At 71.4% G+C, this 23016-nt stretch carries 19 protein-coding genes and 1 pseudogene; 6 read left to right on the top strand and 14 right to left on the bottom strand.

Features of this window, described 5'->3' with window-relative positions; translation table 11 throughout:
* Nucleotides 1-67: 67 nt before the first annotated feature.
* The 5 genes and pseudogenes from AB0I77_RS48010 to AB0I77_RS48030 form a co-directional block, all read right to left on the bottom strand.
* Nucleotides 68-364, bottom strand: a pseudogene (locus tag AB0I77_RS48010) (IS200/IS605 family accessory protein TnpB-related protein); the annotation flags it as partial.
* A gap of 257 nt (nucleotides 365-621) precedes the next feature.
* On the bottom strand, nucleotides 622-1866 hold the full coding sequence (locus tag AB0I77_RS48015; protein WP_363289288.1) for a CHAT domain-containing protein: 1245 nt from the start codon (nucleotides 1864-1866) through the stop codon (nucleotides 622-624).
* Between the two features lie 17 nt (nucleotides 1867-1883).
* The gene (locus tag AB0I77_RS48020) at nucleotides 1884-3554 is read right to left on the bottom strand and encodes a hypothetical protein (protein WP_363289290.1); all 1671 of its coding nucleotides are present in this window, start codon (nucleotides 3552-3554) and stop codon (nucleotides 1884-1886) included.
* 3 nt (nucleotides 3555-3557) lie between these two features.
* The gene (locus AB0I77_RS48025; protein ID WP_363289291.1) at nucleotides 3558-4766 is read right to left on the bottom strand and encodes a hypothetical protein; all 1209 of its coding nucleotides are present in this window, start codon (nucleotides 4764-4766) and stop codon (nucleotides 3558-3560) included.
* Nucleotides 4766-6127 (bottom strand): hypothetical protein, encoded by a 1362-nt coding sequence (locus tag AB0I77_RS48030; RefSeq protein WP_363289292.1) that lies wholly within the window; start codon nucleotides 6125-6127, stop codon nucleotides 4766-4768. Before AB0I77_RS48030 ends, AB0I77_RS48025 begins: the two co-directional genes overlap by 1 nt.
* 112 nt (nucleotides 6128-6239) lie before the next feature.
* Between AB0I77_RS48030 and AB0I77_RS48035 the strand changes: the two genes are divergently transcribed.
* The 3 genes from AB0I77_RS48035 to AB0I77_RS48045 are packed head-to-tail and all read left to right on the top strand — an operon-like array spanning nucleotide 6240 to nucleotide 7365.
* Nucleotides 6240-6665 carry a hypothetical protein gene (locus tag AB0I77_RS48035; RefSeq protein WP_363289293.1) on the top strand — a complete coding sequence of 142 codons (426 nt, stop codon included), beginning with the start codon at nucleotides 6240-6242 and terminating at the stop codon, nucleotides 6663-6665.
* Nucleotides 6662-6907, top strand: a complete 246-nt coding sequence (locus AB0I77_RS48040) for a hypothetical protein (RefSeq protein ID WP_363289294.1) — start codon at nucleotides 6662-6664, stop codon at nucleotides 6905-6907. The genes AB0I77_RS48035 and AB0I77_RS48040 overlap by 4 nt, the downstream gene beginning before the upstream one ends.
* Nucleotides 6904-7365, top strand: a complete 462-nt coding sequence (locus AB0I77_RS48045) for a hypothetical protein (protein ID WP_363289295.1) — start codon at nucleotides 6904-6906, stop codon at nucleotides 7363-7365. The genes AB0I77_RS48040 and AB0I77_RS48045 overlap by 4 nt, the downstream gene beginning before the upstream one ends.
* A gap of 221 nt (nucleotides 7366-7586) precedes the next feature.
* Here AB0I77_RS48045 and AB0I77_RS48050 read toward each other — a convergent pair whose 3' ends face one another.
* From AB0I77_RS48050 to xylB, 7 genes are all read right to left on the bottom strand, one after another.
* A complete protein-coding gene (locus AB0I77_RS48050; RefSeq protein WP_363289296.1) occupies nucleotides 7587-9110 on the bottom strand; it encodes an aldehyde dehydrogenase family protein in 1524 nt (507 codons plus the stop codon).
* A gap of 367 nt (nucleotides 9111-9477) precedes the next feature.
* Nucleotides 9478-10755: a GAF domain-containing protein gene (locus tag AB0I77_RS48055; RefSeq protein WP_363289297.1), complete on the bottom strand. Its 1278-nt coding sequence runs from the start codon at nucleotides 10753-10755 to the stop codon at nucleotides 9478-9480.
* A gap of 154 nt (nucleotides 10756-10909) precedes the next feature.
* A complete protein-coding gene (locus AB0I77_RS48060) occupies nucleotides 10910-11509 on the bottom strand; it encodes an N-acetylmuramoyl-L-alanine amidase (RefSeq protein WP_363289298.1) in 600 nt (199 codons plus the stop codon).
* 109 nt (nucleotides 11510-11618) lie between these two features.
* A complete protein-coding gene (locus AB0I77_RS48065) occupies nucleotides 11619-12632 on the bottom strand; it encodes an acetamidase/formamidase family protein (protein ID WP_363289299.1) in 1014 nt (337 codons plus the stop codon).
* A complete protein-coding gene (locus AB0I77_RS48070) occupies nucleotides 12629-14122 on the bottom strand; it encodes an APC family permease (protein ID WP_363289300.1) in 1494 nt (497 codons plus the stop codon). The genes AB0I77_RS48065 and AB0I77_RS48070 overlap by 4 nt, the downstream gene beginning before the upstream one ends.
* A gap of 167 nt (nucleotides 14123-14289) precedes the next feature.
* On the bottom strand, nucleotides 14290-15498 hold the full coding sequence (locus AB0I77_RS48075; protein WP_363289301.1) for an ROK family transcriptional regulator: 1209 nt from the start codon (nucleotides 15496-15498) through the stop codon (nucleotides 14290-14292).
* 381 nt (nucleotides 15499-15879) lie between these two features.
* Nucleotides 15880-17325 (bottom strand): xylulokinase, encoded by a 1446-nt coding sequence (gene xylB / locus AB0I77_RS48080; RefSeq protein WP_363289302.1) that lies wholly within the window; start codon nucleotides 17323-17325, stop codon nucleotides 15880-15882.
* Between the two features lie 201 nt (nucleotides 17326-17526).
* On the opposite strand from xylB, the gene xylA reads away from it, so the two are divergent.
* Complete coding sequence (xylA, locus tag AB0I77_RS48085) at nucleotides 17527-18693, top strand: xylose isomerase (protein ID WP_363289303.1); 1167 nt, start codon at nucleotides 17527-17529, stop codon at nucleotides 18691-18693.
* A gap of 232 nt (nucleotides 18694-18925) precedes the next feature.
* Entirely contained in the window at nucleotides 18926-19405 is a 480-nt protein-coding gene (locus tag AB0I77_RS48090) for a hypothetical protein (RefSeq protein WP_363289305.1), read from the top strand.
* Nucleotides 19406-19418: 13 nt separating this feature from the next.
* On the opposite strand, the gene AB0I77_RS48095 is transcribed toward AB0I77_RS48090, so the two are convergent.
* Entirely contained in the window at nucleotides 19419-20759 is a 1341-nt protein-coding gene (locus tag AB0I77_RS48095) for an esterase-like activity of phytase family protein (protein WP_363289306.1), read from the bottom strand.
* A 169-nt stretch (nucleotides 20760-20928) separates the two neighbouring features.
* Nucleotides 20929-21645, bottom strand: coding sequence for a TetR family transcriptional regulator (locus AB0I77_RS48100; RefSeq protein WP_363289307.1), 717 nt, complete (start codon nucleotides 21643-21645; stop codon nucleotides 20929-20931).
* A gap of 114 nt (nucleotides 21646-21759) precedes the next feature.
* Here AB0I77_RS48100 and AB0I77_RS48105 point away from each other — a divergent pair, with 114 nt between their 5' ends.
* On the top strand, nucleotides 21760-22992 hold the full coding sequence (locus AB0I77_RS48105; protein ID WP_363289308.1) for a cytochrome P450: 1233 nt from the start codon (nucleotides 21760-21762) through the stop codon (nucleotides 22990-22992).
* The last annotated feature ends 24 nt before the right edge of the window (nucleotides 22993-23016 follow it).

The following is a 23016-nucleotide window of genomic DNA, read 5'->3' on the forward strand; positions in this document are numbered from 1 at the left end:
AGCGGCAGCCCACTGATAGCCACACCCAGCGCCCCTGGGCGACCCAACCCTACGAATGGCTCGATCAACCCGAGCAAGAAGGTAGAGCCCACTGATCGTGACTGGCCTTGGTGATACTGCCCGCCCAGCGCGCCGACGACCTCCCGGTCAGCTCCCGCTTACGCACCGCCCACCCAGTGCCATCATGCGTCAGTCCCTGCCGGGACCGTACGGCGAGATCACCCGCTGCCAGCGACCCCAGGAATTTCCCGACCTCGGCGAGGACGGCCGCATCCGCCGCCGACACCCGCAGCCGGTCCCGCACCGCCACCCCGGCCGGACCGGACACCACGAACGACGCCGCCAACTCCCGCAGCCCACCCACCCGTCCACCCCCGCCCACGGCTCGAAAACCCCCTGTCACCGCAGTCAACGAGCACCACCCACAAAGGTCACACGTTCGCCCCGAGAACTCCCGTTCCCCTCGGCAAGCCACGCCCAGAACACACCCATGACCGAAGAGACCAACCCCCGGCACACCGCCGACGACCGGCCCCACACACCCGGCCCCGACGCTCACTCACACTCACCCAAAGTCACTACCGCTCGCTACATCGGCAACAGTTCCCAACCCCTGGCCCTTCATCTGACGATGCTGGTCAGGGCCGCCCAGAGGAGGGGCGAGTGCTCGATCCGGCCGTCGGCGCGCCACTGGTCGAGCTGCTGTCGCTGCCAGGCGCCGAGATGGCGGACCGGGTCGTGGTCCTCATGGGCCGCGTCCACGGCGACCACGGCCTTCGTGAGCGGCCGTACGGACTGAGGCAGACCGGCCAGGCGGTGGAAGGCGAAGCTGGTGGGGAGCACCCAGCGGGTGGCGGTGACCAGCTGGGCGCCGTTGTGGATCATCGCCGTCGCCAGGCCGAAGGACTCGGCGAAACGGAGATCGCCGCCGCTCTCGCAGGCGATCAGCGCGACGCGCGGCGGTGCGGGCCAGAGTCGAGCGCCCGGCACGCCGTCCGCGCGCAGCGGGAGCGTGCCCAGGAGAAGATCCTTGGCGGACAACGGGCGGTGGGTGCGCACCGGTTCGGTCATCCCCGTGGTCTCCGGGCCGCAGCACAGGTGGAGGGTGACGTCCTCGCTCTGCCCGCCCTCGACGGGGGCGCCGCTGACGTGGCCGACGTACATCAGGCGACGGGCACCCTTGCGCAGCGCCTCGCCCAGCCAGTCGCGGTCGAGGTCGGTGCGGCGGAAGGCCTCGGCGGGGGTGGCGACGGACGGTACGACGGTGCCCGCGTCGAGCCTCCGCTGTACGAGGGAGAGCAGCGCCGGGTCCGAGCCGGGCCGCCCCAGGACCGAGCCGAGCGGGGAGTCGGCCCGGAAGCCGGGGACGCGGGGATCCAGGACGAGAACCACGGCGTCCGAGTCCGGGTTCTGATCGGTCGGGGTGGTACCAGTCCGTCGTAGCGATGCCGGTGCCGTGGTGGCGATGTCCACGAGGTCGATCAGCCGTAGGTCGCTGTCGTCACCGTCCACGGCGAGCAGCTCCCACGGGACCTGGGCGACCCGGGGTGACGGCTGGAGCCGCATCAGCGGACGGCCCAGGTGGGCGGATACCTGGCGGATCTGGTCGGTCAGGCCCGGCGGCCACAGCACCTCGGCCAGCATGCGGGAGAGGCGGCGCTCTTCCTCGTACGTGGCCAGCGCGCCGGACTCGAACGCGCGCCGCATGCCTTCCGAGCCGCCGCCCGGCAGTTCGGCGGCCAGGGCGCGGATGGCCTCGTCCACGTCTGGCCCCGGGGTGTACCCGGTGCCGAAGCCCTGGGCCCCACGGGCCCACGTCCAGGTCATGTGCAGGTCACCGGCGTCGGCGAGGCGGACCTGGACCACCGGACGGTTCGCGTGGGTCAGATCGTCGGCGGACAGAACGGCACCTCTTCCTCGCTCACGATCCGCCGGTGATAGCGGAACTCGGCTGCCTGGACGTACTCCTGGAGCGCGGTACGGGCGCCCGCCTCCGCCGACATCACGATCTTCGGTGGCGGTGCGACCCGCAGGCCGACGGAGGCGGCGGCCTCGGCCGCGATGCCGCCCAGCGTCAGGGGAGCGTCGTCATCGGGGGCGTACGTCTTCATGGCGGCGTCCGGGAAGACCGCCGCCGCCTTGTCGGCGGTGGACGTACGGTTCAGCGCCAGGGAGGCGCCCGCGCACCGGTGTTCCACCAGCTCGAAGATCAGCCCCTGGTCGTTGCTGCGGAGGGCCAGGCGGAAGACCAACTGCATCGCTTCGTCGGCCAGTTGGAGCCACTGGCTGCGGGCGTGGGCGGTGGCGAAGTCGTAGCGGGCCGCTTCCAGCGTCAGGGCGGCGGGCAGGGCGAGGGAGAGCGCGTTTGCGAGCGAGGTGCGTTCGTGGTCGCCGTGGTCGGTCCGGTTCAGGTTGTCCTCAAGGGTTCGCGCGAGCATCAGGTCCACCTGGGCGCACCGCTCGTACACCCCGCGCTCCTGGTACACGTCCCGCGCGCCCTGGGCGAGCCGCTTCATCTCGTCGATGTCGCCCCGCTCGTACGCGTGCCGGGCGCCCATCAGCATGGTGTCGGCGGCGGCGATCGCGGCACCGACCTGCTGGAAGCGGGCCAGGCTGGACGCCGTCAGAGCGGCAGCGCCGGCCGCGTCCCCGCGGTGTGCGGCGATGGCGGCACGGGCCTGTTCGCAGACCGCCAAGTCCTCGGCCTGGCCCTGCCGTTCGAAGATCTCGGCGGCCTCCGCGTACAACTCCTCCGCGCGGTCGAGGTCGCCGGCCCGTAGCGCCGCGTACGCCCGGTGGGAGAGCACCTGTTGGCGCCCCGCGTGGTGGCCCAGCGTCAGATAGGCCTCCTCCGCGCGGGCGAAGTAGTCCTCCGCCTGCTCGAACCGCACGGTCGAGGCGCAGACGACCCCCAGACAGTCCAGCAGGTACGGCTCGGCGAGCGGCGCGTCGGCCAGCAGCGCGGAGGCCAGTTCCTCGGCCGCGCCCCACGCGCTGCGGTCCATCAGCAGATGCACCCGGCTCAGGCCGATCTCGGCGGTGCGCAGCCCTTCGAGGTCGTCGAACTCCGACAGCAGGGCCGTCGCCTCGTCCATCGCCTCCTGCGCCTCGTCGAACTGCCCGGTCCTGCACAGCAGTTCCACCCTGGCCAGCAGTGTCTTCAGCAGGACCTCCTGCCACAGCCGGCGGCCGTTCGGTCCCATCGGCACGGACGCGATGCCCCGCACCAGGTCGAGGGACCGCCCGATGGACAGGGCCGCCCCGGGCAGATCCGTGACCGCGAGCTGAACCGTCCCGATGTCGGACAACAGGTGCCCGCGCAGAAGTCGTACGTCGGGGGAGTCCTCGAACGACTCGGCCACGGCGAGGAGTTCGCCGTAGACGGCCAGCGCTGCCGGGAGGTCCGGGGTGAGTTGATGGCGTTCGGCGAGCGCGAAGCCGCTGTCGAAGGGCTCGCCGTAGCTGAGCCCCGCCGCCTGCTCTTCCTGTGCCGCTGCGGCTTCCCGGTCTTCCCGGTCTTCCCGGTCTTGCGAGTCTTGCGGGTCTTCCGGCATGGGCTAGAAGTCCTCCTCCAGGGCGGTGGCAGCCGCGATCTCGGCGAGGAACGGGTCCGGGTGTGCGGCCTCCCTGTCGTGCGGTGTCGCCGCGACGCTGAGCCGGTGCCGGGCCAGGGCTCGTACTTCCTCACGTGCCGCACGGTCTTCGGCACCCGGTCCCGGGTCGAACCCCGGCAGCAGGATGCCGACTTCGATGCCCGGTGTCGTCGAGGCCGGGATGTCCAGGTCCGCCCGGCCGGTCCACACGTCGTCCCGCCTGACCAGCGGAACGCGGTTCGGCGGGCTGCCGTCCACGTGGACCTCCGCCGCGAGGTGCACCCCGCCCACGGGGGCCGCGATGTCGGCGACGACCGCGACCTCGATCCGCCGCCCGGCACCGAACGCGTACGCCGTCCAGGACACGGCGTCCTCGGCCGCGTCGACGAAGCCGGGAGGATAGCGGCACCAGTCGTTGGTCCCCGAGCCCCGGGCGATCACGCGGCCGGTCGCGGTGCGGAGACTACCTGCTGCGACCGCGAACTCTTGCTGCCGTACGAAGAGTTCGGCGAGGTCGAGCGGCGTGCGGGTCGGCCTGTGGTCCTCTTCCAGGGCTGACCGGAGGCGCCGTAGTGCCTCCCCGTCCAGCCCGACGTTGTCGGCCGCGTCGTCGAGCAGCCGTAGGACGCCGTGCAGTTGGCGAGGCGGAGCTGCCGACTGCCGCCAACGGATCAGCGGGTCGAGCGCGGCCAGGTGCTCCTCCAGCAGTTCGGCACCCTCCACCTCACCTGACTCGTCGAGGAGTTGCTGGCATTCGTGGGTCAGTGCGGCCAACTCAAGCCCCAGCACGTCCTGTTCGAGCGCCGGAATCCCGTCCAGGTACGACGTCGGCCACCAGCGGGCCGCCCAGTGCCCGAGGGCGAGGCGGGCGGCAGCCTCGGCGAGTGCGGTCGGCTGCTCGGGCAGCGTCAGCTCGGCGGCCGGCGTGCCCGACGCGACGGCGTCGACAGCGGCGGCCGTACGCTCGCCGTAGACCGCCCACAGCCACTGCTGGGCCTGCCCCACGTCGTGGATCTCCGCTGCCGGCAGACCTGCTGGGCCGAGGACGGGCCAGGTCAGGACGGCGCCCGCGACGTCGAGAACGGCCCGGGTGAACGTGGGACCGGCGGAGGGTCCCGCGATGCGTACAGTGCGGTCCTCGGCCCACGTGATGGCACGGCGCCGGTCGGGCATCACGCGCTCCTCGGCTCGGCGGCGGGCTCGGCGGTCGCCGACAGGGTGCGCAGTGCCGTACGGACTCGTGCGCGGTGGTCCATCATCACCGAGCGGGCGACCCCGTCGAGCACGCCCCAGGCCGAAGCTGCGTCGGGCAGTGCCGCGTCGCGGACGTCGCGCCCGTGCAGCCGTACCCAAAGGCGCCGCATGTAAGCGGCCCACGGGGTGCGCAGGTCCTGGGCGAGGGCGTTGAGCACACCGCCGTCCGGATCGGGGCGGGGGGAGACGGTCATCCTGCGGGCTCGAAGGACCGAAGCCTCCCGCCGCCAGCGGCTGTTGACGATGCGGTGTGCCGCCGTCGACCCCGCCGGAAAGGTCCCGGCGCCCAGCGGGTCGAGGCCCACCGCGAGTCGGCCGCCGAGTACGACGGTGACGCGCAGGCTCTCGTCGTACAGGCCCAGCGGGGCGCAGCTGCGGTCGACCTCCCGCCGGACGAGCTCCGGCACGGTCGGCAGTTGCTCGCGGTGGGTCGACGCCTGGAGCACGGTGAAGAGCCGTTCGAAGAGCGTGCGGTCGAACGGCGCGGGGAGTGTGGCGGTCGAGGCGCTCCGGCCGACCTCGGGGCGCGGGGGCACGCGGTGCGCGGTCAGTCCGAGGTGCGGGGGTACGTCGGCGCTGTCCCAGACGTCGGCCGGGTGAGCCGCCCACAGGGCTCGCCCGAGCAGGCTGCCGTGCCCGGCCCGGACCATGGCGGCGAAGGCCGGCGAATCGGCCCCCGCCGCACCGCAGGCCTCGAGAACCTCGGCCGCCAGGCCCGTATCGGCGGCGCCCGGTACCGCTTCGCGTCCGTCCCACGCCGCTGCCAGCTCGGCGTCGAGCCGGGCGCGACGGTCGGCGTTCGCCAGATGCTCCTTCAGCGCCTCCACCGTCCGTCCGCCGGAAGCGTCCACGACGTCTTCGAGTACCGCCCTCGCCACCGCGTCCGCGCCGGGCCCCGGCGCCCCGTGCTCGGTCGCCAACTCGAAGCACCGCTGGAAATACAGGTCTTGGGGATTGCCCGCCACGATCCCCAGTGCCCGGCGGGTCTTCTTCAGCAGCGTGAACCACCGTGCCGTCGCTTCCAGAACCGCACCGGATTCCCGTATCAGCGCGTCGAGTTGCTCCGCCTCCCGCGCGTCGAGGAAGTCGGCGGCGAGCTCCGGACGCAGCGCGGGCCGGACGATCAGCGGCAGCACGATCAGCTTGACCGTCCGGGTCAGCGGCGCGCCACCGGGCCCGCTCAGCGCCTGGGGACCCGGCCCGAGGCCGCGCCAAGCCGTGTCGATGACCATGGCGCGCGGACGGCGCTGGCCGGTCGACGGCTGGCTCGGGGACGGCATGGGCAGAGCGTACGTCCTGGGGAACTGGCGGTCGAACCTGGGATCGGTAGGCGTTGCCCGCCTCCTAACGTCCACACCACCAGGCAGAACGGACCGGAAGGGCAGGCACAGCATGGGAATCTTCGGCAAGGGCAAGAGCCGCGAGGAGAAGGCCGCGAAGATCGCGGAGCAGGTGGCCGGCGGCAAGGGTTTCTACGGCCGTATGACACGCGCGACGCTCGGCCGCGAGGACTACACCAAGCTCCAGCAGTCGATCGGCGCGTACAACTCCGGTGCCACTGTGCAGCAGTTGCTCGCTGCGGGCGTACCGACGATCACCGCCGTCGTCGTGGCGATCAGCGACACCGGCAAGCTGGTCAACTTCGACCCGGTCGTCGACCTGGTCCTCCAGCTGACCGGGGCCACCGCCGACCCGATCACGCTCCAGACCATCGTTTCGAAACTGCGCATCCCCCGCGCCGGTGATCAGGTACTACTGATCGCGGACCCCGCCAACCCCGGTGCTTACCTCTACGCGGGAGACGGAGCGAGGCCATGACGACACCGCCGTACGAGGTGTTGGCGAACGACACCACCCTGCTCACCTTCGACGGCCGGGTGCTGGAGTTGTTCGGCTTCGGCGACGCGCACCGCCCGCACATCTGGCAGGAACCCCGGCTGGAGTTCGGCACCGGCCGCAAGCCCAGGATGGGGACCGTCATCGGGCAGCCGGGAGTGTCCCGCCGCTCCTTGCCCTACGACCCGGAGCGGGGCGTGGCCGAGACCGCGACTCTGATGTGACCGACGGGGAGAACGGCCCCACGCCGACACAGGTGTCGAAGGTCGGTCCCTGGGTGGCCGCCTGGATATACCTCTTTCTCCTGGCACTTGGGCTGTTGGGACCGTTCCTGATGGTCCTCGGCGTCTTCGCCGGTCAGGGCCTGGTGATCACCGGCATGGTATGCACGGTGGTCCTCGTTCCCCTGGGCTTCGCGGTGGGGCTCACCGTCGCCGCCGAACGGAGGCACAACCGGCGGCTCGACGCCTTCGGGGTTCCGGCGACCGCGGAGATCACCGAGCTCACCGAATGGGACACCGGGGACGACGGCGGTGCCGTGGTCGTCCTGCGGGTGAGCGGGCTGGGCTTCCGGACGTTCGAGGCCACCTGGAAGCGCTCGCAGCATCCCGCCCTGCGTGTGGGGCTCCGCCTCGACGCCGTGGTCGACCCGGCCGGGAACCTGTTCCGTGTCGTGCTGTGACCAAGCCGACGGAGACCACAAGGTGTCCCAACTCCTGCGCCAGGTGTCACGCATGCCTTCATGTCGGGGCCCTGCCCGGGCACGGCGGCCAGGTCGGCGCAGATGAACGGGTCGGTGTTGTCGGAGTGCGCGACGGTGACGTGCTGGGTGGGCCGACCCGCGACAGGCGTCCTGTCGCCACCCTCTTCTGCCGGCGGTTCGGACGCTGCCTACGGGTATCGCTAGAAGAACCCAAGTTTCTTCGGACTGTATGAAACGAGAACGTTCTTCGTCTGCTGGTAGTGCTCCAGCATCATCTTGTGCGTCTCGCGGCCGATCCCCGACTGCTTGTAACCGCCGAACGCCGCGTGCGCCGGGTAGGCGTGGTAGCAGTTCGTCCAGACCCGGCCCGCCTGGATCGCCCGGCCGGCGCGGTACGCCGTGTTCATGTCCCGGGTCCATACGCCCGCACCGAGGCCGTACAGCGTGTCGTTGGCGAGTTTCATGGCGTCGTCGAAATCGTCGAAGGACGTCACCGAGACCACCGGACCGAAGATCTCCTCCTGGAAGATCCGCATACGGTTGTCGCCCTCGAAGATCGTCGGCTGGACGTAGTAGCCGCCCTTCAACTCGCCGTCGTACTCGACGCGTTCACCGCCCGTGAGGACCCTGGCGCCCTCCTGCCGGCCGATGTCGAGATAGGAAAGGATCTTCTCCAACTGGTCGTTGGACGCCTGGGCACCGATCATCGTGTCCGTGTCGAGGGGATGGCCAGGCTTGATCAGTTCGGTGCGGGCTACGGCCGCCTCCAGGAACTCGGCGTAGTGGCCGCGCTGGACCAGCGCCCGGGACGGGCAGGTGCACACCTCGCCCTGGTTGAGCGCGAACATCGTGAAGCCTTCGAGCGCCTTGTCGCGGAAGTCGTCGTTCCTCGCCCATACGTCGTCGAAGAAGATGTTGGGCGACTTGCCACCGAGCTCCAGCGTGACCGGCTTGATGTTCTCCGAGGCGTACTGCATGATCAGCCGCCCCGTCGTGGTCTCACCCGTGAACGCCACCTTCGCCACCCGCGGGCTGGACGCGAGCGGCTTGCCCGCTTCCGCGCCGAAGCCGTTGACGATGTTCACCACACCCGGCGGAAGCAGGTCGGCGATCAGGCTCATCCAGTAGTGGAGGGAGGCCGGGGTCTGCTCGGCCGGCTTGATGACGACGGCGTTGCCCGCGGCGAGGGCGGGAGCGAGCTTCCAAGTCGCCATGAGAATGGGGAAGTTCCAGGGGATGATCTGCGCGACCACGCCCAGCGGCTCGTGGAAGTGATACGCGACCGTGTCGTCGTCGAGTTCACCGAGCGAACCCTCCTGCGCGCGGATCGCGCCCGCGAAGTAGCGGAAGTGGTCGATCGCGAGCGGGATGTCGGCCGCCAGCGTCTCGCGCACCGGCTTGCCGTTCTCCCAGGTCTCCGCCACCGCCAGCGGCTCCAGATACGCCTCCATACGGTCGGCGATCTTCAGCAGGATGTCGGAGCGCTCGGTCACCGACGTGCGGCCCCAGGCCGGGGCGGCGGCGTGTGCCGCGTCGAGGGCTCGCTCCACGTCCTCGGCCGTGCCTCGGGCGACCTCCGTGAACGGCTGCCCGTTCACCGGGGAGGGGTTGTCGAAGTACTGTCCGCGGGCCGGCGGCACGTACTCGCCGCCGATGAAGTGGTCGTAGCGCGCCTGGTAGGAGACGATCGCGCCCTCGGTACCGGGCGCCGCGTAACGGGTCATGCTGGTCTGCCTCCTTCAGAAGAGCTGCCCGCCGTTGGGCAGCTCTCGGCCCGAGGCTAGGAAGCGGGAGGTTGCAAGTACGTTGCGTGAATCGGGGGTTCGGCACGCGCTGTTGGGGGCTGGGGATCGGGAGTCCGGCACGCGCTGTTGCCGGTTGGGGAGCTGAGGGGCATCGGCTGGTGGCGCGAGAAGAGCCGGTTTGCGAGGGCAGGGGGCGGCAGTTGAGGGTGAGGGGGGAGGGGAGCGGGAGGGGTGAGAGTTTCGGACGTGCGAAGCCCCCGGAACTGCCTGGCCGAGTGCCGACGGGTGCGGGTGTGCGGGTGCGGATGTGGGTGCGGGTGCGAGTGTGGGCGCGAGTCGCCGCCGGTCAGCGCGTCGTCGGGCGTGACCGCGCGGTCGGTGCCGCCAGCTCGGACTCCAGCGCGGCCAGGCGGCCCCGGACCACCGCGGTCGGCCGCACCGCGGCGAGCGCCCGCCATACGTCGAGGTCGTCCTCGCCCCACGGCGCGTGCGCCCAGTCCGCCAGCAGGTCGGGATCACGGCGGGCGATCAACGCCGTACGGAGGCCGTCGGCGAGGCGCCGCCGCAGCCGTACCACCGCCGGGGCCTGCGAACCGGGCAGCAGCGGGCCCGTGTACGCGGCGACGGCCGCCGTGACCGCACCGGTCTCCAGCCGCCGCTCGACCACGGCGAGGTCCGACTCGACCGGGGCGGTGAGCCGGTAGGGACGTGACGCGAGCAGGCCCGGACCGACCACCCGGCGCAGGCGGGCCAGTTCGGCGCGCAGCGTCACCGGCGGCACCGACTCGTCCTCGTACAGCGCGCACAACAGCTCGTCGCCGGTCATCCCTTCCGGATGGCGGGCCAGCAGCACGAGGATCTCGCTGTGCCGACGGCTGAGCCCGATCCTGCGTCCGCCGACGAGCAGCTGCGCCTCGTCCCGGCCCAGCGCGGTCAGTTCCGGCATGTCCACGGCCGGCCCGAAGGGTGGGAGCAGTGCCAGCTGGGACTCGGCGGCCCGCGCCACGGCCTGCACGAAGCCCAGGCTGTGCGGATGCGCGAGCCTGTCCCCGCCGGTGATGTCCACGGCACCGAGCACCCGCCCGGAACGCGGATCGTGCACCGGAGCCGCCGCGCATGTCCAGGGCTGCACGCGCCGGACGAAGTGCTCGGCCGCGAACACCTGCACCGGCCGGTCGACGGCGACCGCGGTGCCCGGCGCGTTGGTCCCGACCGCGGTCTCCGACCACCGCGCACCCGGCACGAAGTTCATCCCCCCGGCCTTGCGGCGGGTGGTCGCATGGCCCTCGACCCACAGCAGCCTGCCGTGCGCATCGCACACCGCCAGAAGGTGCTGGCCGTCGGCGGCGAAGCTGCCCAACAACTCGCGGAACAACGGCATCACCCGCGCCAGCGGATGCTCCGCGCGGTAGGCACCCAGATCACCGTCCACGAGTTCCACACTCGCGGTGCCGTCGGGCCCGACCCCGGCCCGCGCGGAACGCCGCCACGAGTCGGCCACCACCGAACGCACCGGCCGCGGCACGGTGCCCGCCTCGGTGAACGTCTCGTGCGCGCGACGCAGCATCCGCACGCGCTCGGCAGGGTCGGCCCCCGGCTCCAGGGCCACCCACGGATCGATCAACTCGGCCTCCTCAAAAGGCGATGAGCTTGGAGACATCGTCACTCCGGGTACGCACCAGGACAACCGTTTCGACCGCGGTCTCCTGAACGTGGGTCTCCTGAACGTGCGTCTCCTGAACGGTGGGTTTCCTGAACAGTGAGCCTGCCGCCCAGGGTCAGGCGAAGTTGACCAGCCTTATGTAGCGAGTCCAGTCCCAGTTGGGGCCGGGATCCGTGTGGTCGGTGCCCGGTACCTCGTAGTGCCCGATGATGTGCGCGCGGTCCTTCGGGATGCCGTACTTCGCGCAGATCGCCGCCGTCAGCCTCGCCGACTGCTCGTACAGGGCGTCGGTGAAGTAGGCCGGCTGGTCCACCCAGCCCTCGTGCTCGATACCGATGCTGCGGGTGTTGTAGTCCCAGTTCCCCGCGTGCCAGGCGACGTCGGTCTCCCGGACGCACTGCGCGACATGTCCGTCGGCCGAGCGGACGAGATAGTGCGCGGACACCTTCTTCTGCGGGTTCTGGAAGATGGCCAGTGTGTCGGCGTACGTCTCCTGTGTGACGTGGATGATCACATAGTCGAGGTCGTAGCTGGTCGGGCGGTTGGACACCGTGTAGTTGGACGTGGTTGCCGACTCCCACTCGGCCGGGGGGTAGTCGACGGCCTGGGCCTGCGCTCCGGCACGCGCGTCGGGGAGCAACGCGTACGGTACGGCGGCGAGTGCGGCGCCCTTCAGCAGCCGTCGCCTACTGGGGAGCGGTCTTGCGCGTTCCACGGACGAATGCCTTTCGATGGTCGGGGAGTGTGGTCGGTAGTTGTGGTCGGAGGGGTGTGGTCGGGGTTTGCGGTCCGGACATCGTGGTCCGGGAGCCGCGGAGGCGTACTCAGGCTCGTAGTGCCGCCGCGGTCTCCCGCAGCCGCGCGTGCACTCCACGGTGGGTCTCGCGCGCGGGCAGCCACTGCTTGCGGATCTTGGCTACGCAGGTGTAGTTGGTGTCGCACACGTTGGCCAACGGAGATTCCACGGCCTGGGTTGCGAACTGGTACGCGTCCAGCTCACTGAACCCGTAGTCGCGGACCAGCCACCGCACCAGATCGAGCTGCGATATCCGGAACGCGTCCTCCAGCGGGCGCGCCGACCCCGTCGAGACGATGTGGGTGTCAGACTCGATGCGCGGCCAGGGCGTGGCGAGACCCTTGAGCAACTCGACGATCACCACGGTGTTCATCGCGCACTCGACGGCCACACCACAGGTTTCCCCCTCGCCCTGCCGAGCGTGGCCGTCGCCGAGGCTGAGCAGGGCGCCCTCGACGTTCACTCCGAGGTAGCAGGTGACGCCGGCCCGCATCTCGGGCGTGTCCATGTTGCCGCCGTGCGCGTCGGGCACCAGCGCCGAGCGCACCTCCAGATTGGCGGGAGCCACGCCCACCGTGCCGTGCATCGGATCGAGGGGCAACTCGGCCTCGATGTCGCTGTCGTGGGCCCGGAACAGTGCTGTGCGGCGGGTTCGGTCGAGCTGCCAGATCCAGACGGTCTCCGGAAGCGGGGGCTGCAGCATGGCCGTGGTGTGCGTCGAGGTGAGCGCGCCGAACAGCGGGACCGTGGTCGACGCGGCCCAGTCACGGGCCGGTTCGATCGACACGAAGTGCACCGCGAGCGTGTCGCCCGGCTCGGCGCCCTCCACGTGGAAGGGACCTGTCTGAGGGTTCAGATACGGGAACTCGCACACCTCGGACACCAGGTCCTTCTCGGACCGCACCCGTCCGGCGAAACAGTCCTCGGTGTACAGGTCGAGGACCGTGCCGGGCGCGATACGCGCCACGGGCGGCGCACCGCCGAACGTCCAGGCGTACTCGTCCGGTTCGGGGCGCACGGTAAGGATCCGGGGGTCGTTCATCGCTGCACAGCTCCGTTCTGCGGAAGGCCGGTGGACGGCGGTTCGTCGAAATGGACACGGGCGGTCTCGGCTATGCGGCCGGGATGCCGCCGTATCAGGACGACCAGGACAACGATCCCCGCCGCCATCCAGGCCCCGACGACCGGCCCCGCGTACGACACCGGAGCGGTGAGCTCGGAGACGAAGTCGAAGACCGGCAGACCGGCCGCGGTCAGCAGCGCGGGCACGAACGCGACGATGCCGAGCACGGGCAGGAGCAGGTGCCGCACCGGGTTGAACAACTCGCGCCTGCGGCGCAGGAAATAGCCGGCGCAGGCGAGGTTCACCATGATGTAGACGCCGATCACGACCGTGACGATCACCGTGGCCAGCAGCAGGAACGCCGTCACGGGGTCGTAGCCGAACCCCAGCCCCAGCCCCAGCACCGCGCCGACCGCCACGACGCTCTGCACGGCGATGCCGGCGACGGGGGAGCGGTACCTGGGGTGCAGCACGGCGAGGAAGCGGGGCAGGACGCGGACGCGGGCCAGGGCGAAGGCCGTCCGTGTCGAGACGTTGGCGCTCGCGTTGGCATTGGCGATCGCCGAGTTGACCACGGCCAGGAACACCAGCACCCAGAACAGGCCGAACGACGCGCGGGCCACCCCTTCCCAGGACGCGGCGCCCGAGGCACCGAACTCACCCAAGCGGTCCGGCCCGAAGTACACCGTCATGGCGTAGGTCGTGACCAGGTAGAAAAGCCCGATCGCGAGGGCCGCGCCGAGCACCGCGCGTTGCATCGTCCGGCGCGGATCCCTGGTCTCCTCCGCTAGCGGCGCCGCGGCCTCGAACCCGGCGAAGGCCAGCACCGTGTAGACCGACCCGGCGAAGACCCCACTGAGGCCGGCAAAGCCCTCGGCCGTGTGTGAGGTCCCGAAGACCGACAGGGTGTTGTCGCCGCCTGCCTTGCCGATCAGCCAGACTGCGAACACCAGGAAGACGAGGACTTCGAAGACACCGAGGACCGTGCCGAAGCGGGCCGAGGCGCGCACCCCGAAGTAGCCGGCGGCAGCGATGACCGCGGCGCCCGCGAGCGACCACGGCCACCACAGGTCCGCCGGGTACGAGGACCACTCCTGGTGCAGCGTGCCCGCCGTCGTGAAGCCGAGTTGCAGAAGCAGCAGTGGCGGGACCAGCGCCTCCACGAACACATAGCCCCAGCCGACGAGGAAGCCGACGGCCGGGTGCAGCCCCTGTGCCGCATATGTGGCCACCGACCCCGCGGCAGGCAGATGCCGCGCCAGCTCGGCCACGCACGACGCGGTGAACAGGCAGGCCACCAGCGCGATCAGCACCGACAGCGGCAGACTGCCGCCCGCGAAGGCCGCGCCGGACGGAATGGACGCCGCGACCGCGGCCGCCGGCGCCATCGCCGTGATGCTCTGGAACAGGACCTCGCGCAGTCCGATGGCGTCGCGCCGAAGTTCCCGTGCTGCTGTCTCCCCCGACATGTGACCCCCCGATTCACCTGGACACGCCCGCCGACCAGGACGGCGGCGCCTCGCGTGAATCACGGTACGGCGCTTGCCGGTTGGGCAGAAGGGCGTCCGATGTTTCCGTGGACGGCGGCACGATTGTGGAAAACTCACTCACTCGGACGGGTGACGCAGGCCCGGAATCAGTCCCGTTCGGCCACAGCCGCCGGGTCGTCGAGAACGCCCCGCACCACCGAGTGCGCGGCCCCCAGCAACGGCCCCTCGGAACCCAGCCGGGACACGGACACGGGACAGGCCGGTCCCGCTGTGCGCCGGGCCAACTCCGCCCGCAGGGACGGCAGCAGCCAGGGCGCGAGCCCCGCCAGCGCACCGCCGAGCACGACTGCCTCGGGGTCCAGCAGATTGACCGCCCCGGTCAACGCGATCCCGAGTGCCTCTCCCGCGTCCCGCAGGGCATGCCGTACGTTCTCGTCACCGTCCGTGGCCCGCTGCGCGAGCAGTCCGACGCGGTCCTCACCCAGGTCCAGCCCGGCGGCCCGCAGCACCGCCTCCTCGCCGGCGTACTGCTCCAGACACCCGCGCCCGCCGCACGGGCAGTCCGGCCCGTCCGGATGGACCGGCACATGGCCCAACTCGCCCGCGAAACCGCGCGCTCCGTGCAGCAGCCGCCCGTCCACGACGACCGCCGCGCCGATGCCGATCTCCGCCGACACGTGCAGGAAGTCGCGCGGCGTGCCGTCGCCCAGCCAGAGTTCGGCCAGCGCGCCGAAGTTGGCCTCGTTGCCCACGGTCAGCGGGACGTCGGCGGGCAGCAGCACGCCGAGATCCGTGTCGTGCCAGTCGAGGTTCGGGGCGCGTACGACGGTACGGGCGTCGCGCGCCACCAGCCCGGGCACCGCCACGGCCAGCCCCGCGGGCCACAGTCCCTCGCCCTCGGCCTTGGCGACCACTTGGCGCACCAGCCCGGCGAGCTCCACGATCACCGGCTCGGGAGAACGGCCCCGGTTCGCGCCGTACCGTACGGCCCTGGAGCGCACCTCTCCGCGCAGGTCGACCGCGCAGACCGCGAGGTGGTCGACGCCGATCTCGGCGCCGATCCCGGCGGGCCCGCGGCGGCTGACGGCGAGCGCGGATCCCGGTCTGCCGACCCGGGCGGGCCGCTCGGGACCCAGCTCGTCGAGCAGCCCCGAGCGGATGAGCTCGTCGACGAGGGTCGACACCGCCGCCCGGGTGAGACCGATGTGCGAGGCGACGGCGGCGCGGGACAGCGGCCCCTCGGCGCTGACCGTGTGCAGCACCCGGGCGAGGTTGCGGCGCCGCATGCCCTGCTGGGTGTCGGGCAGCGCACCCCCGGGCCCGGCCGGGTGGGCCTCGTGCAGCGGTGCGGCCATGCCTCTGTCCGTCCTCGGTCGGTCTCGGTCTGTCTCAGTCGGTCCCGGTCGCTCTCGGTCTGTCTCAGTCGGTCCCGGTCGGTCTCGGTCTGTCTCAGTCGGTCCCGGTCGGTCTCGGTCGGTCTCGGTCCGTCTCAGCCGGACCCGGCGGTCTCGATCGACGGGCCTGCGCCGGAAGATGTCCGTCGGTGCGGTTCTGGCGGCGCGTGTCCGTCCGTGTGTCTCCCTCAGTGGGGTCAGCCAGTCGTGTCCCTCAGCGGGATCCGTCAGCCGGGTCCGTCAGTCGGGGCCGTCAGCCAGATCCGTCAGCCAGATCCGTCAGTCGGATCCGTCAGTCGGGTCCCTCAACGGGTCCGTCAGTGGCGTCCGTAAGTGGGACCGTCAGCCGGTTTCCGGCCGTCGATCCAGCAGCGGGGCCGCGTCGGAGAGTACCCCGGTGATCCTGGCCAGGGTCGCCTCGTCCCGCTCCATCGCGTCCAGCACCGGCCCGGCGGCCGTGTTCCAGCGCCGGGCGACCGCGGCCGGATCCTCGCCGGTCAGCAGTCCGGCCGCCTGAGCCGCGGCGCCGAGCGCGACCAGTTCCTTGGCCTCGGGTACCTGGACGGGGCGTCCGGACAGCCGTCGTACGGTGTCCTGCCAGGCTGTGCCCCGGGCGCCGCCGCCGATCAGCAGCAGCGGCGTCGAGCGGTCCGCGTCCTCGTCGAGGACCAGGTCCAGCGCCCCGAGCAGCGCGTGGACGGCACCGTCGTACGCGGCCTGAAGGAGCTGGCCGCCCGTTGTGTCGTGGCGCAGCCCGTGCAGGAGCCCCGACGCGTTCGGCAGGTTCGGGGTGCGCTCGCCGTCCAGGTAGGGGAGCAGGGTGACGCCGTCGGTGGGCTGCACCGCCTCCCGGTCGAGGTTCAGCAGGGTCGCGACGCGGTCGACGGCGAGCGTGCAGTTCAGGGTGCAGGCCAGCGGCAGCCAGTCGCCGTGGGCGTCGGCGAAGCCCGCCACGGTGCCGGTCGGGTCGGTGGGGCGCCGCTTCGACACGGCGTAGACCGTGCCCGAGGTGCCGAGGCTCATCACCGCGGTGCCGGGACGCAGGCCCAGGCCGAGCGCGGCGGCGGCGTTGTCGCCGGTTCCCGGGGCGACCAGGGTGCCCTTGGCGAACGGCAGGTCATGGCCGTCGCGCACGGTTCCGGCCACCTCGCCGGGCCGGACGACACGGGGCAGCAACGCCGGGTCGAGCCCCACGTGGGCGAGGATCTCCGTGTCGTACGTCTCCGTCCCCGACGCCCACCAGCCGGTGCCGGAGACGTCGCCGCGGTCGGTCGTGCCTTCCCCCGTGAGGCGCTCCGTGAGGTAGTCGTGGGGAAGGCGCACCGCCTTGGTGGCGCGGACCGCCTCCGGCTCGTGTTCGGTCAGCCAGGCCCACTTCGTGACCGTGAAGGAGGCGGCCGGGACGGAGCCGATGCGCTCGGCCCAGAACTTCGCGCCGCCCAGTTCCTCGGTCAGCCGCAGGGCCTGCGGCGCCGAGCGCACGTCGTTCCACAGCAGGGCCGGGCGTACCGGCTCGCCCTGCGCGTCCAGCGTGACCAGGCCGTGCTGCTGCCCGCCGATCGACACCGCGGCGGCCTCGCGCGCGGCGTCCCCGCACTGGCGCAGGGCCTCGCACAGGGCGTCCCACCACTGACGTGGGTCGCTTTCGCGACCGGCCCCGGAGGACACGGTGTGCGGGGCCTGGCCGCTCGCGACGACCTGCCCCGTGGCCGCGTCGACGACCAGCGCTTTCGTGGACTGCGTGGACGTGTCCACGCCGACGACGAGCGGACCCTCGGCTGCTGACATCGGGCTCTCCCTACAGTGCGGCTCATGTCTCTCGGTGCGATCGTTTCTATGCCCGGAAACATCTTGTCTCTTCCCAGAGATGCGTTGGCATACTAATTTGTAAATCGCCATGACGAAATAGTCGGCAGCATGCAGTCGCAAGCCACGCAGCAAGCAGCCACCAGCAGTCGCAAGCAGTCGCAAGCAACAAGGAGCCGCGGCATGAACTACCAGCCCACCCCCGAGGACAGGTTCACCTTCGGCCTGTGGACCGTCGGCTGGCAGGGACGGGACCCGTTCGGCGACGCCACGCGCCGTGCCCTCGACCCGGTCGAGTCGGTGCAGCGCCTGGCCGAGCTGGGCGCCCACGGTGTGACCTTCCACGACGACGACCTGATCCCCTTCGGGTCCTCCGACACCGAGCGCGAGGCGCACATCAAGCGCTTCCGTGAGGCTCTCGACGCGACCGGCATGAAGGTGCCGATGGCGACCACCAACCTCTTCACGCATCCCGTCTTCAAGGACGGCGCGTTCACCGCCAACGACCGCGAGGTGCGTCGCTACGCGCTGCGCAAGACGATCCGCAACATCGACCTCGCGGTCGAGCTCGGCGCCGAGACCTACGTCGCCTGGGGCGGCCGCGAGGGCGCCGAGTCCGGCGCCGCCAAGGATGTGCGCGTCGCCCTCGACCGCATGAAGGAGGCCTTCGACCTCCTGGGTGAGTACGTCGTCTCCCAGGGCTACGACCTGCGCTTCGCCATCGAGCCCAAGCCGAACGAGCCGCGCGGCGACATCCTGCTGCCCACGGTCGGCCACGCGCTGGCGTTCATCGAGCGCCTGGAGCGCCCGGAGCTGTACGGCGTCAACCCGGAGGTCGGCCACGAGCAGATGGCCGGGCTTAACTTCCCGCACGGCATCGCGCAAGCTCTGTGGGCGGGCAAGCTCTTCCACATCGACCTCAACGGCCAGTCCGGCATCAAGTACGACCAGGACCTGCGCTTCGGCGCCGGCGACCTGCGCGCCGCCTTCTGGCTGGTCGACCTTCTGGAGACCGCCGGTTACGCGGGGCCGAAGCACTTCGACTTCAAGCCGCCGCGGACCGAGGACCTCGACGGCGTGTGGGCGTCGGCCGCGGGCTGCATGCGCAACTACCTCATCCTGAAGGACCGTGCGGCCGCCTTCCGTGCCGACCCGGAGGTCCAGGAGGCCCTGCGTGCGTCGCGGCTGGACGAGCTGGCGCAGCCCACCGCGGCCGACGGCCTGAAGGCGCTGCTCGCGGACCGTACGGCCTTCGAGGAGTTCGACGTGGAGGTGGCCGCCGCGCGCGGGATGGCCTTCGAGCGGCTCGACCAGCTGGCGATGGACCACCTGCTGGGGGCGCGCGGCTGAAACCACGCGCGTGTGTCGTCATGAACGCACGCGCGCGTGCCGCCCGCCGCGCGCACGCGCGCGCGTGCCGCCCGTTGAGCCCACGCGCGCGTGCCGTCGTACGATGACTGACCTTTGAGTGATCTCCGCGCGGAATGTACCGGAATCATGCGGTCCACGGCATGGGTCCGTATCAACTTCCGTGTGAGGGTCACGGCGTGACCGGTTCGAGACGACTGTGGACGGTATGGCCATGCCACCCGTACCGCCTCAGCCGCCCGGGCCACCGGGTGACACGCCGCCTCAGGGCGGTGGATTCGGACCGCCTCCCGACGACTTCGGCCGCGCCGGGCCGCCCAACTACGGTGGCTACGGTGGTTCTTCGCCGACTCAGCCACTGGGCCCGACCGGCGATCCGAACGGGCCAACCGGTGGCCCGGGGCGGCGCCGCGGTCCGCTCTTCGCCCTGCTGGCCGTGCTCGTGGCCGCCGTTGCCGTCGCCGCCGTGGTCCTCATGGCGCGGGGGAGCGACGACTCACCGGACGAGAAGTCGCCCCCCGAGAGCAGCGCGAGTACGAGCCGCTCTCCTGGCCCCTCCTTGAGCCTCCCGACCGAGGTGCCCAGCAAGCTGCCCAGCGAGCTGCCGTCACAGTTCCCCACCGAAGTGCCGAGCGGCTTTCCGAGCGATCTCGAATCGCTGATTCCGTCACTGGTCGGGGACGAGTTCCCGTAGCCGCAAACCGACGTCAGATGCCGTGCGGTAGCCGTACGTAGGTCACCGTCGTCTCCACCCCGCTGTCGACCAGCCGGCCCTGCGCGTCGAACGCGCCCGCGCCGTCCGTCATCCCGAAGTCGTTGTCGTTGATGAGGGCGAGCGTGTCGCGGTCCACGCGCGCGACGCCCTCGATCTTGCCGGGTACGCCGGCAACCGTGCCCAGATCGACGACCAGCCGCTTGGCGAGCACCGGAACGCCCGAGGCCGCCGGGTCGGCGAGCTGCTCCAGCGACGGAGACGTCGTGTCCTCGTCCCAGGCGTTCCCGAGGATGTTCGCGGCGCGGTCCAGGAGCACCAGCTGAAGTCGCGCGGCCTTGTCGGTGCGTTCCTCGACCAGCAGCCGGTCACCGCCGACGGCGACCACCGAGGAGATCTTGAGCTCCGAGGTGTCGTCCTCACTCGGATCCACCACGTTCACGGGGTCGAAGCGGTACGCGTACTCGGCGGTGACCGCCTTCTTCTTCGGCGAGAAACGCAGCAGCCGGGTGGTGCGGGAGGTGCCCCCGGCGTCCGCGTCCGGCAGGGACAGCGGGCTCTGCACCGCCATCACCAGGTCGCCGCCGGGCAGTTGAGCCAGGCCCTCGAAGCCGCGGTTGGTCTTCCGGTGCAGCAGGACGGACGGCAGCGCCTCCACCACCGGGTAGTCCACCCCTGCGAGACGCAGCCCCTTGGGCACGTAGCGCGTGAGGACCTTCCCGCGCGCGGAGACATGGACGAGGGACGGCCCGTACTCGTCGACCAGCCAGAAGCTCCCGTCGGCGGCTCGCACGATGCCCTCGGTGTCCAGGCCGTTCGGGTTGTACGACAGGGAAGTCTGCGCGTTGTAGGAGTAGGGCGCCTCGTCGCGCCCCTCCTGGTTCGACAGGCCCGTGACGGGCTTGCCGGAGGAGGTGGTGAGGGGGATCGCGTCGAGCACCTGCACGGAGTCGCCGGACACCCGGATCTTCACGATCGCCGGGTCGAAGCCCGGCACCGGGAACGTGCGGCGCTTGGTGCCGTCCACCTTGATCTGCCCGTTGGGCCCGCGGTCGGTGACCGTCCAGAACTCGCCCTTGCGGTCCGCCGGGTAGATGTCGCTGCCGATGCCGCCGAGGTCCACGCCCCGGTCGTCGTCCACCGTGCCGGGCAGCAGCGCGTTGCTGAACGTCCCGAGCGGGATGTCGCCGAGCGTCGCCGTGCGCACTACCTGGGCTTCCCCGGCGGGGGCGCCCTCGGCCGGGCCCGCCGCCACGAGGGCGGCCAGCACGGCGAGGGGTATGCCCGCCGCGATGGATCGGTGGACTCGGCGCCGGCCGGTGGCGTGCGGGGACATCGGGCCTCCTGAGGGGCATGTTGGAGAGGCGAGTTGGGTGACAGCGGCCACGCTTGGGCCCCGCGCGTAACGCCGTACGACTGCCGGGTGAACGCGGGGCGTCGGCCGTTCGTCGAGCCGACGCGCACCGCGACACGGGGCCCCCGGCAGGTGGCCCCGACTCCTCTCCCTACCTGCCCGGTCCCCTGGCGGAGGGACTGTCCCCGGGGTTGCGGGGTGGGCGGTGCGGCCCCAATCCCTGTAGGACGTCGCCCAGTTGGTCCGCCGTAAGGGCGGGGGAGGGGAGCGGGGGTGTGGCGGGTGAGGGGCGCAGGCCGTCGAGGAGCAGGGCGAGCGGGCGGCGCCAGGCTTCGGGGGTGACGGCCGTGGCCAGGGAGGGGACGGCGCGGCCGAGGGCGGCCAGTGCGAAGAGGACGTCTTCGACTGTGACGTCCGCGCGGATACTTCCCTGCTCGCGGCCGCGGCGCAGCAGGAGTTCCACGGTCTGCCGGTTGTGGGCGTGCACGGTCCGCAACGAGTCGACGCCCTCCAAGTGCGTGGTCATCAGGTCGTTCGTCCCTCGATCGGTGGCCAGGACGGCGAAGACAGCTTGCAGATAGCCGGTCAGGCCGACCCACGCGTCCTCGGCGGCCCGGGCCCGCTCGCCGGCGGTCATCGTGTCCGTGAGCAGGTCACGGAAGACCGCGTCGACGAGTGCGGCGCGGCTGGGGAAATGCCGGTAGAGCGTGGCGTTCCCCACCCCCGCCCGGCGGGCGATCACGTCCAGTGGCGCCTCGAGCCCCTGCTCCGTGAACACCTCATGGGCGGCCTCGACCAGAAGTTCACGATTCCGCCGTGCGTCGCGCCGCCGTCCGGGCGTCGTCCCGCCGTTCGCGCCGACCGTCATTCGTCATCCTCCGCCCTACTGGGGAGCACTCCCCGGTGGGGATGCTATCGTCGCGATCAGAAATGGGGAGTGATCCCCATTTTGTCTCGGTGGCAACTCCTGGAAGGGGACGTCGTGTCCGCGCCCGCCTTGGAAGACCTGGTCCCCGGCCGCCATGACCTGGCCGCCGATCCGTATCCCGTCTACGCGGCTCTGCGGACCGAGGGGCCGGTGCATCGCGTCTTCATCCCGGGCAGCGGCGAGAGCTGGCTGGTCGTCGCGTACGACGCCGCGCGCGCCGCACTGACCGATCCGCGCCTGCGCAACGCCATCCGGCACTCCTCGTCGTGGCAGAGTGACGGTGGCCACGCCATCGGCCGCAACATGCTCCAGACGGACCCGCCGCAGCACACCCGCCTGCGCCGACTGGTCGCGGGCCACTTCACGGCCGGACGGATCGCCGCGCTGCGGCCGAGGATCGAGTCCGTCGCCCTCGACCTGCTGGCCGCGCTCCCGGAGTGGGGCACGGCAGACCTGGTCAGTCAGTACGCGCTGCCGCTGCCCGTCATGATCATCTGCGACCTTCTCGGCGTTCCCCTCGCGGACCGGGGCGAATTCCACACCTGGTCCAACGAGCTGGTCATGCCCACCTCACCCGAGGTGGCGACCTCGGCCGGCACCTCGCTGACCGAGTACCTCGCCCGCTTGATCGACCGCAAGCGCGGCACCCTCGGCGCCGACCTGCTCGGCGACCTGGTGACAGCCGCGGACGCCACCGCACCCGAGGACCGCACGGCGGACGGGGCCGGCCTCACCTTCGAAGAACTGCTCGGCATGGCGTTCCTCATCCTCGTCGCGGGCCACGAGACGACGGTCAACCTGATGTCGGGAACAGTCCACGCGCTGCTCGCCCAACCGGACCAATCCGCCCTGCTCCGGGCCGACCCGGACCTGACCCCTGCGGCCGTCGAGGAGTCCCTGCGCTACAACTCACCCGTCCACGCCACGGCGTTCCGCTTCGCCGCCGCGCCGCTGGACCTCGCGGGCACCCGCATACAGGCGGGAGACTCGGTACTCGTCTCGCTCGCCGCGGCCTCTCGCGACCCGCTCCGCTTTCCCGACCCCGACCGCTTCGACATACGGCGTCAGACGCGCGGGCACCTGGGGTTCGGCCACGGCCTCCACCACTGCCTGGGCGCCCCGCTGGCCCGTACCGAGGCGGCGATCGCCCTGCGCCTTCTCCTACGGCAGCGCCCCGCTCTCGCCTTCGCCACCGATCCGGACACGCTCACCTGGCGCAGCAGCACGCTGCTGCGAGGCCTGACCGCGTTGCCCCTGCACCTGGGCGACCGCGAACAGACACTGTGAACGGGGCGGTTGGCGTGTCCGGTC

Source organism: Streptomyces sp. NPDC050619 (assembly GCF_040654815.1).
In the GTDB taxonomy this organism is placed as follows: domain Bacteria; phylum Actinomycetota; class Actinomycetes; order Streptomycetales; family Streptomycetaceae; genus Streptomyces.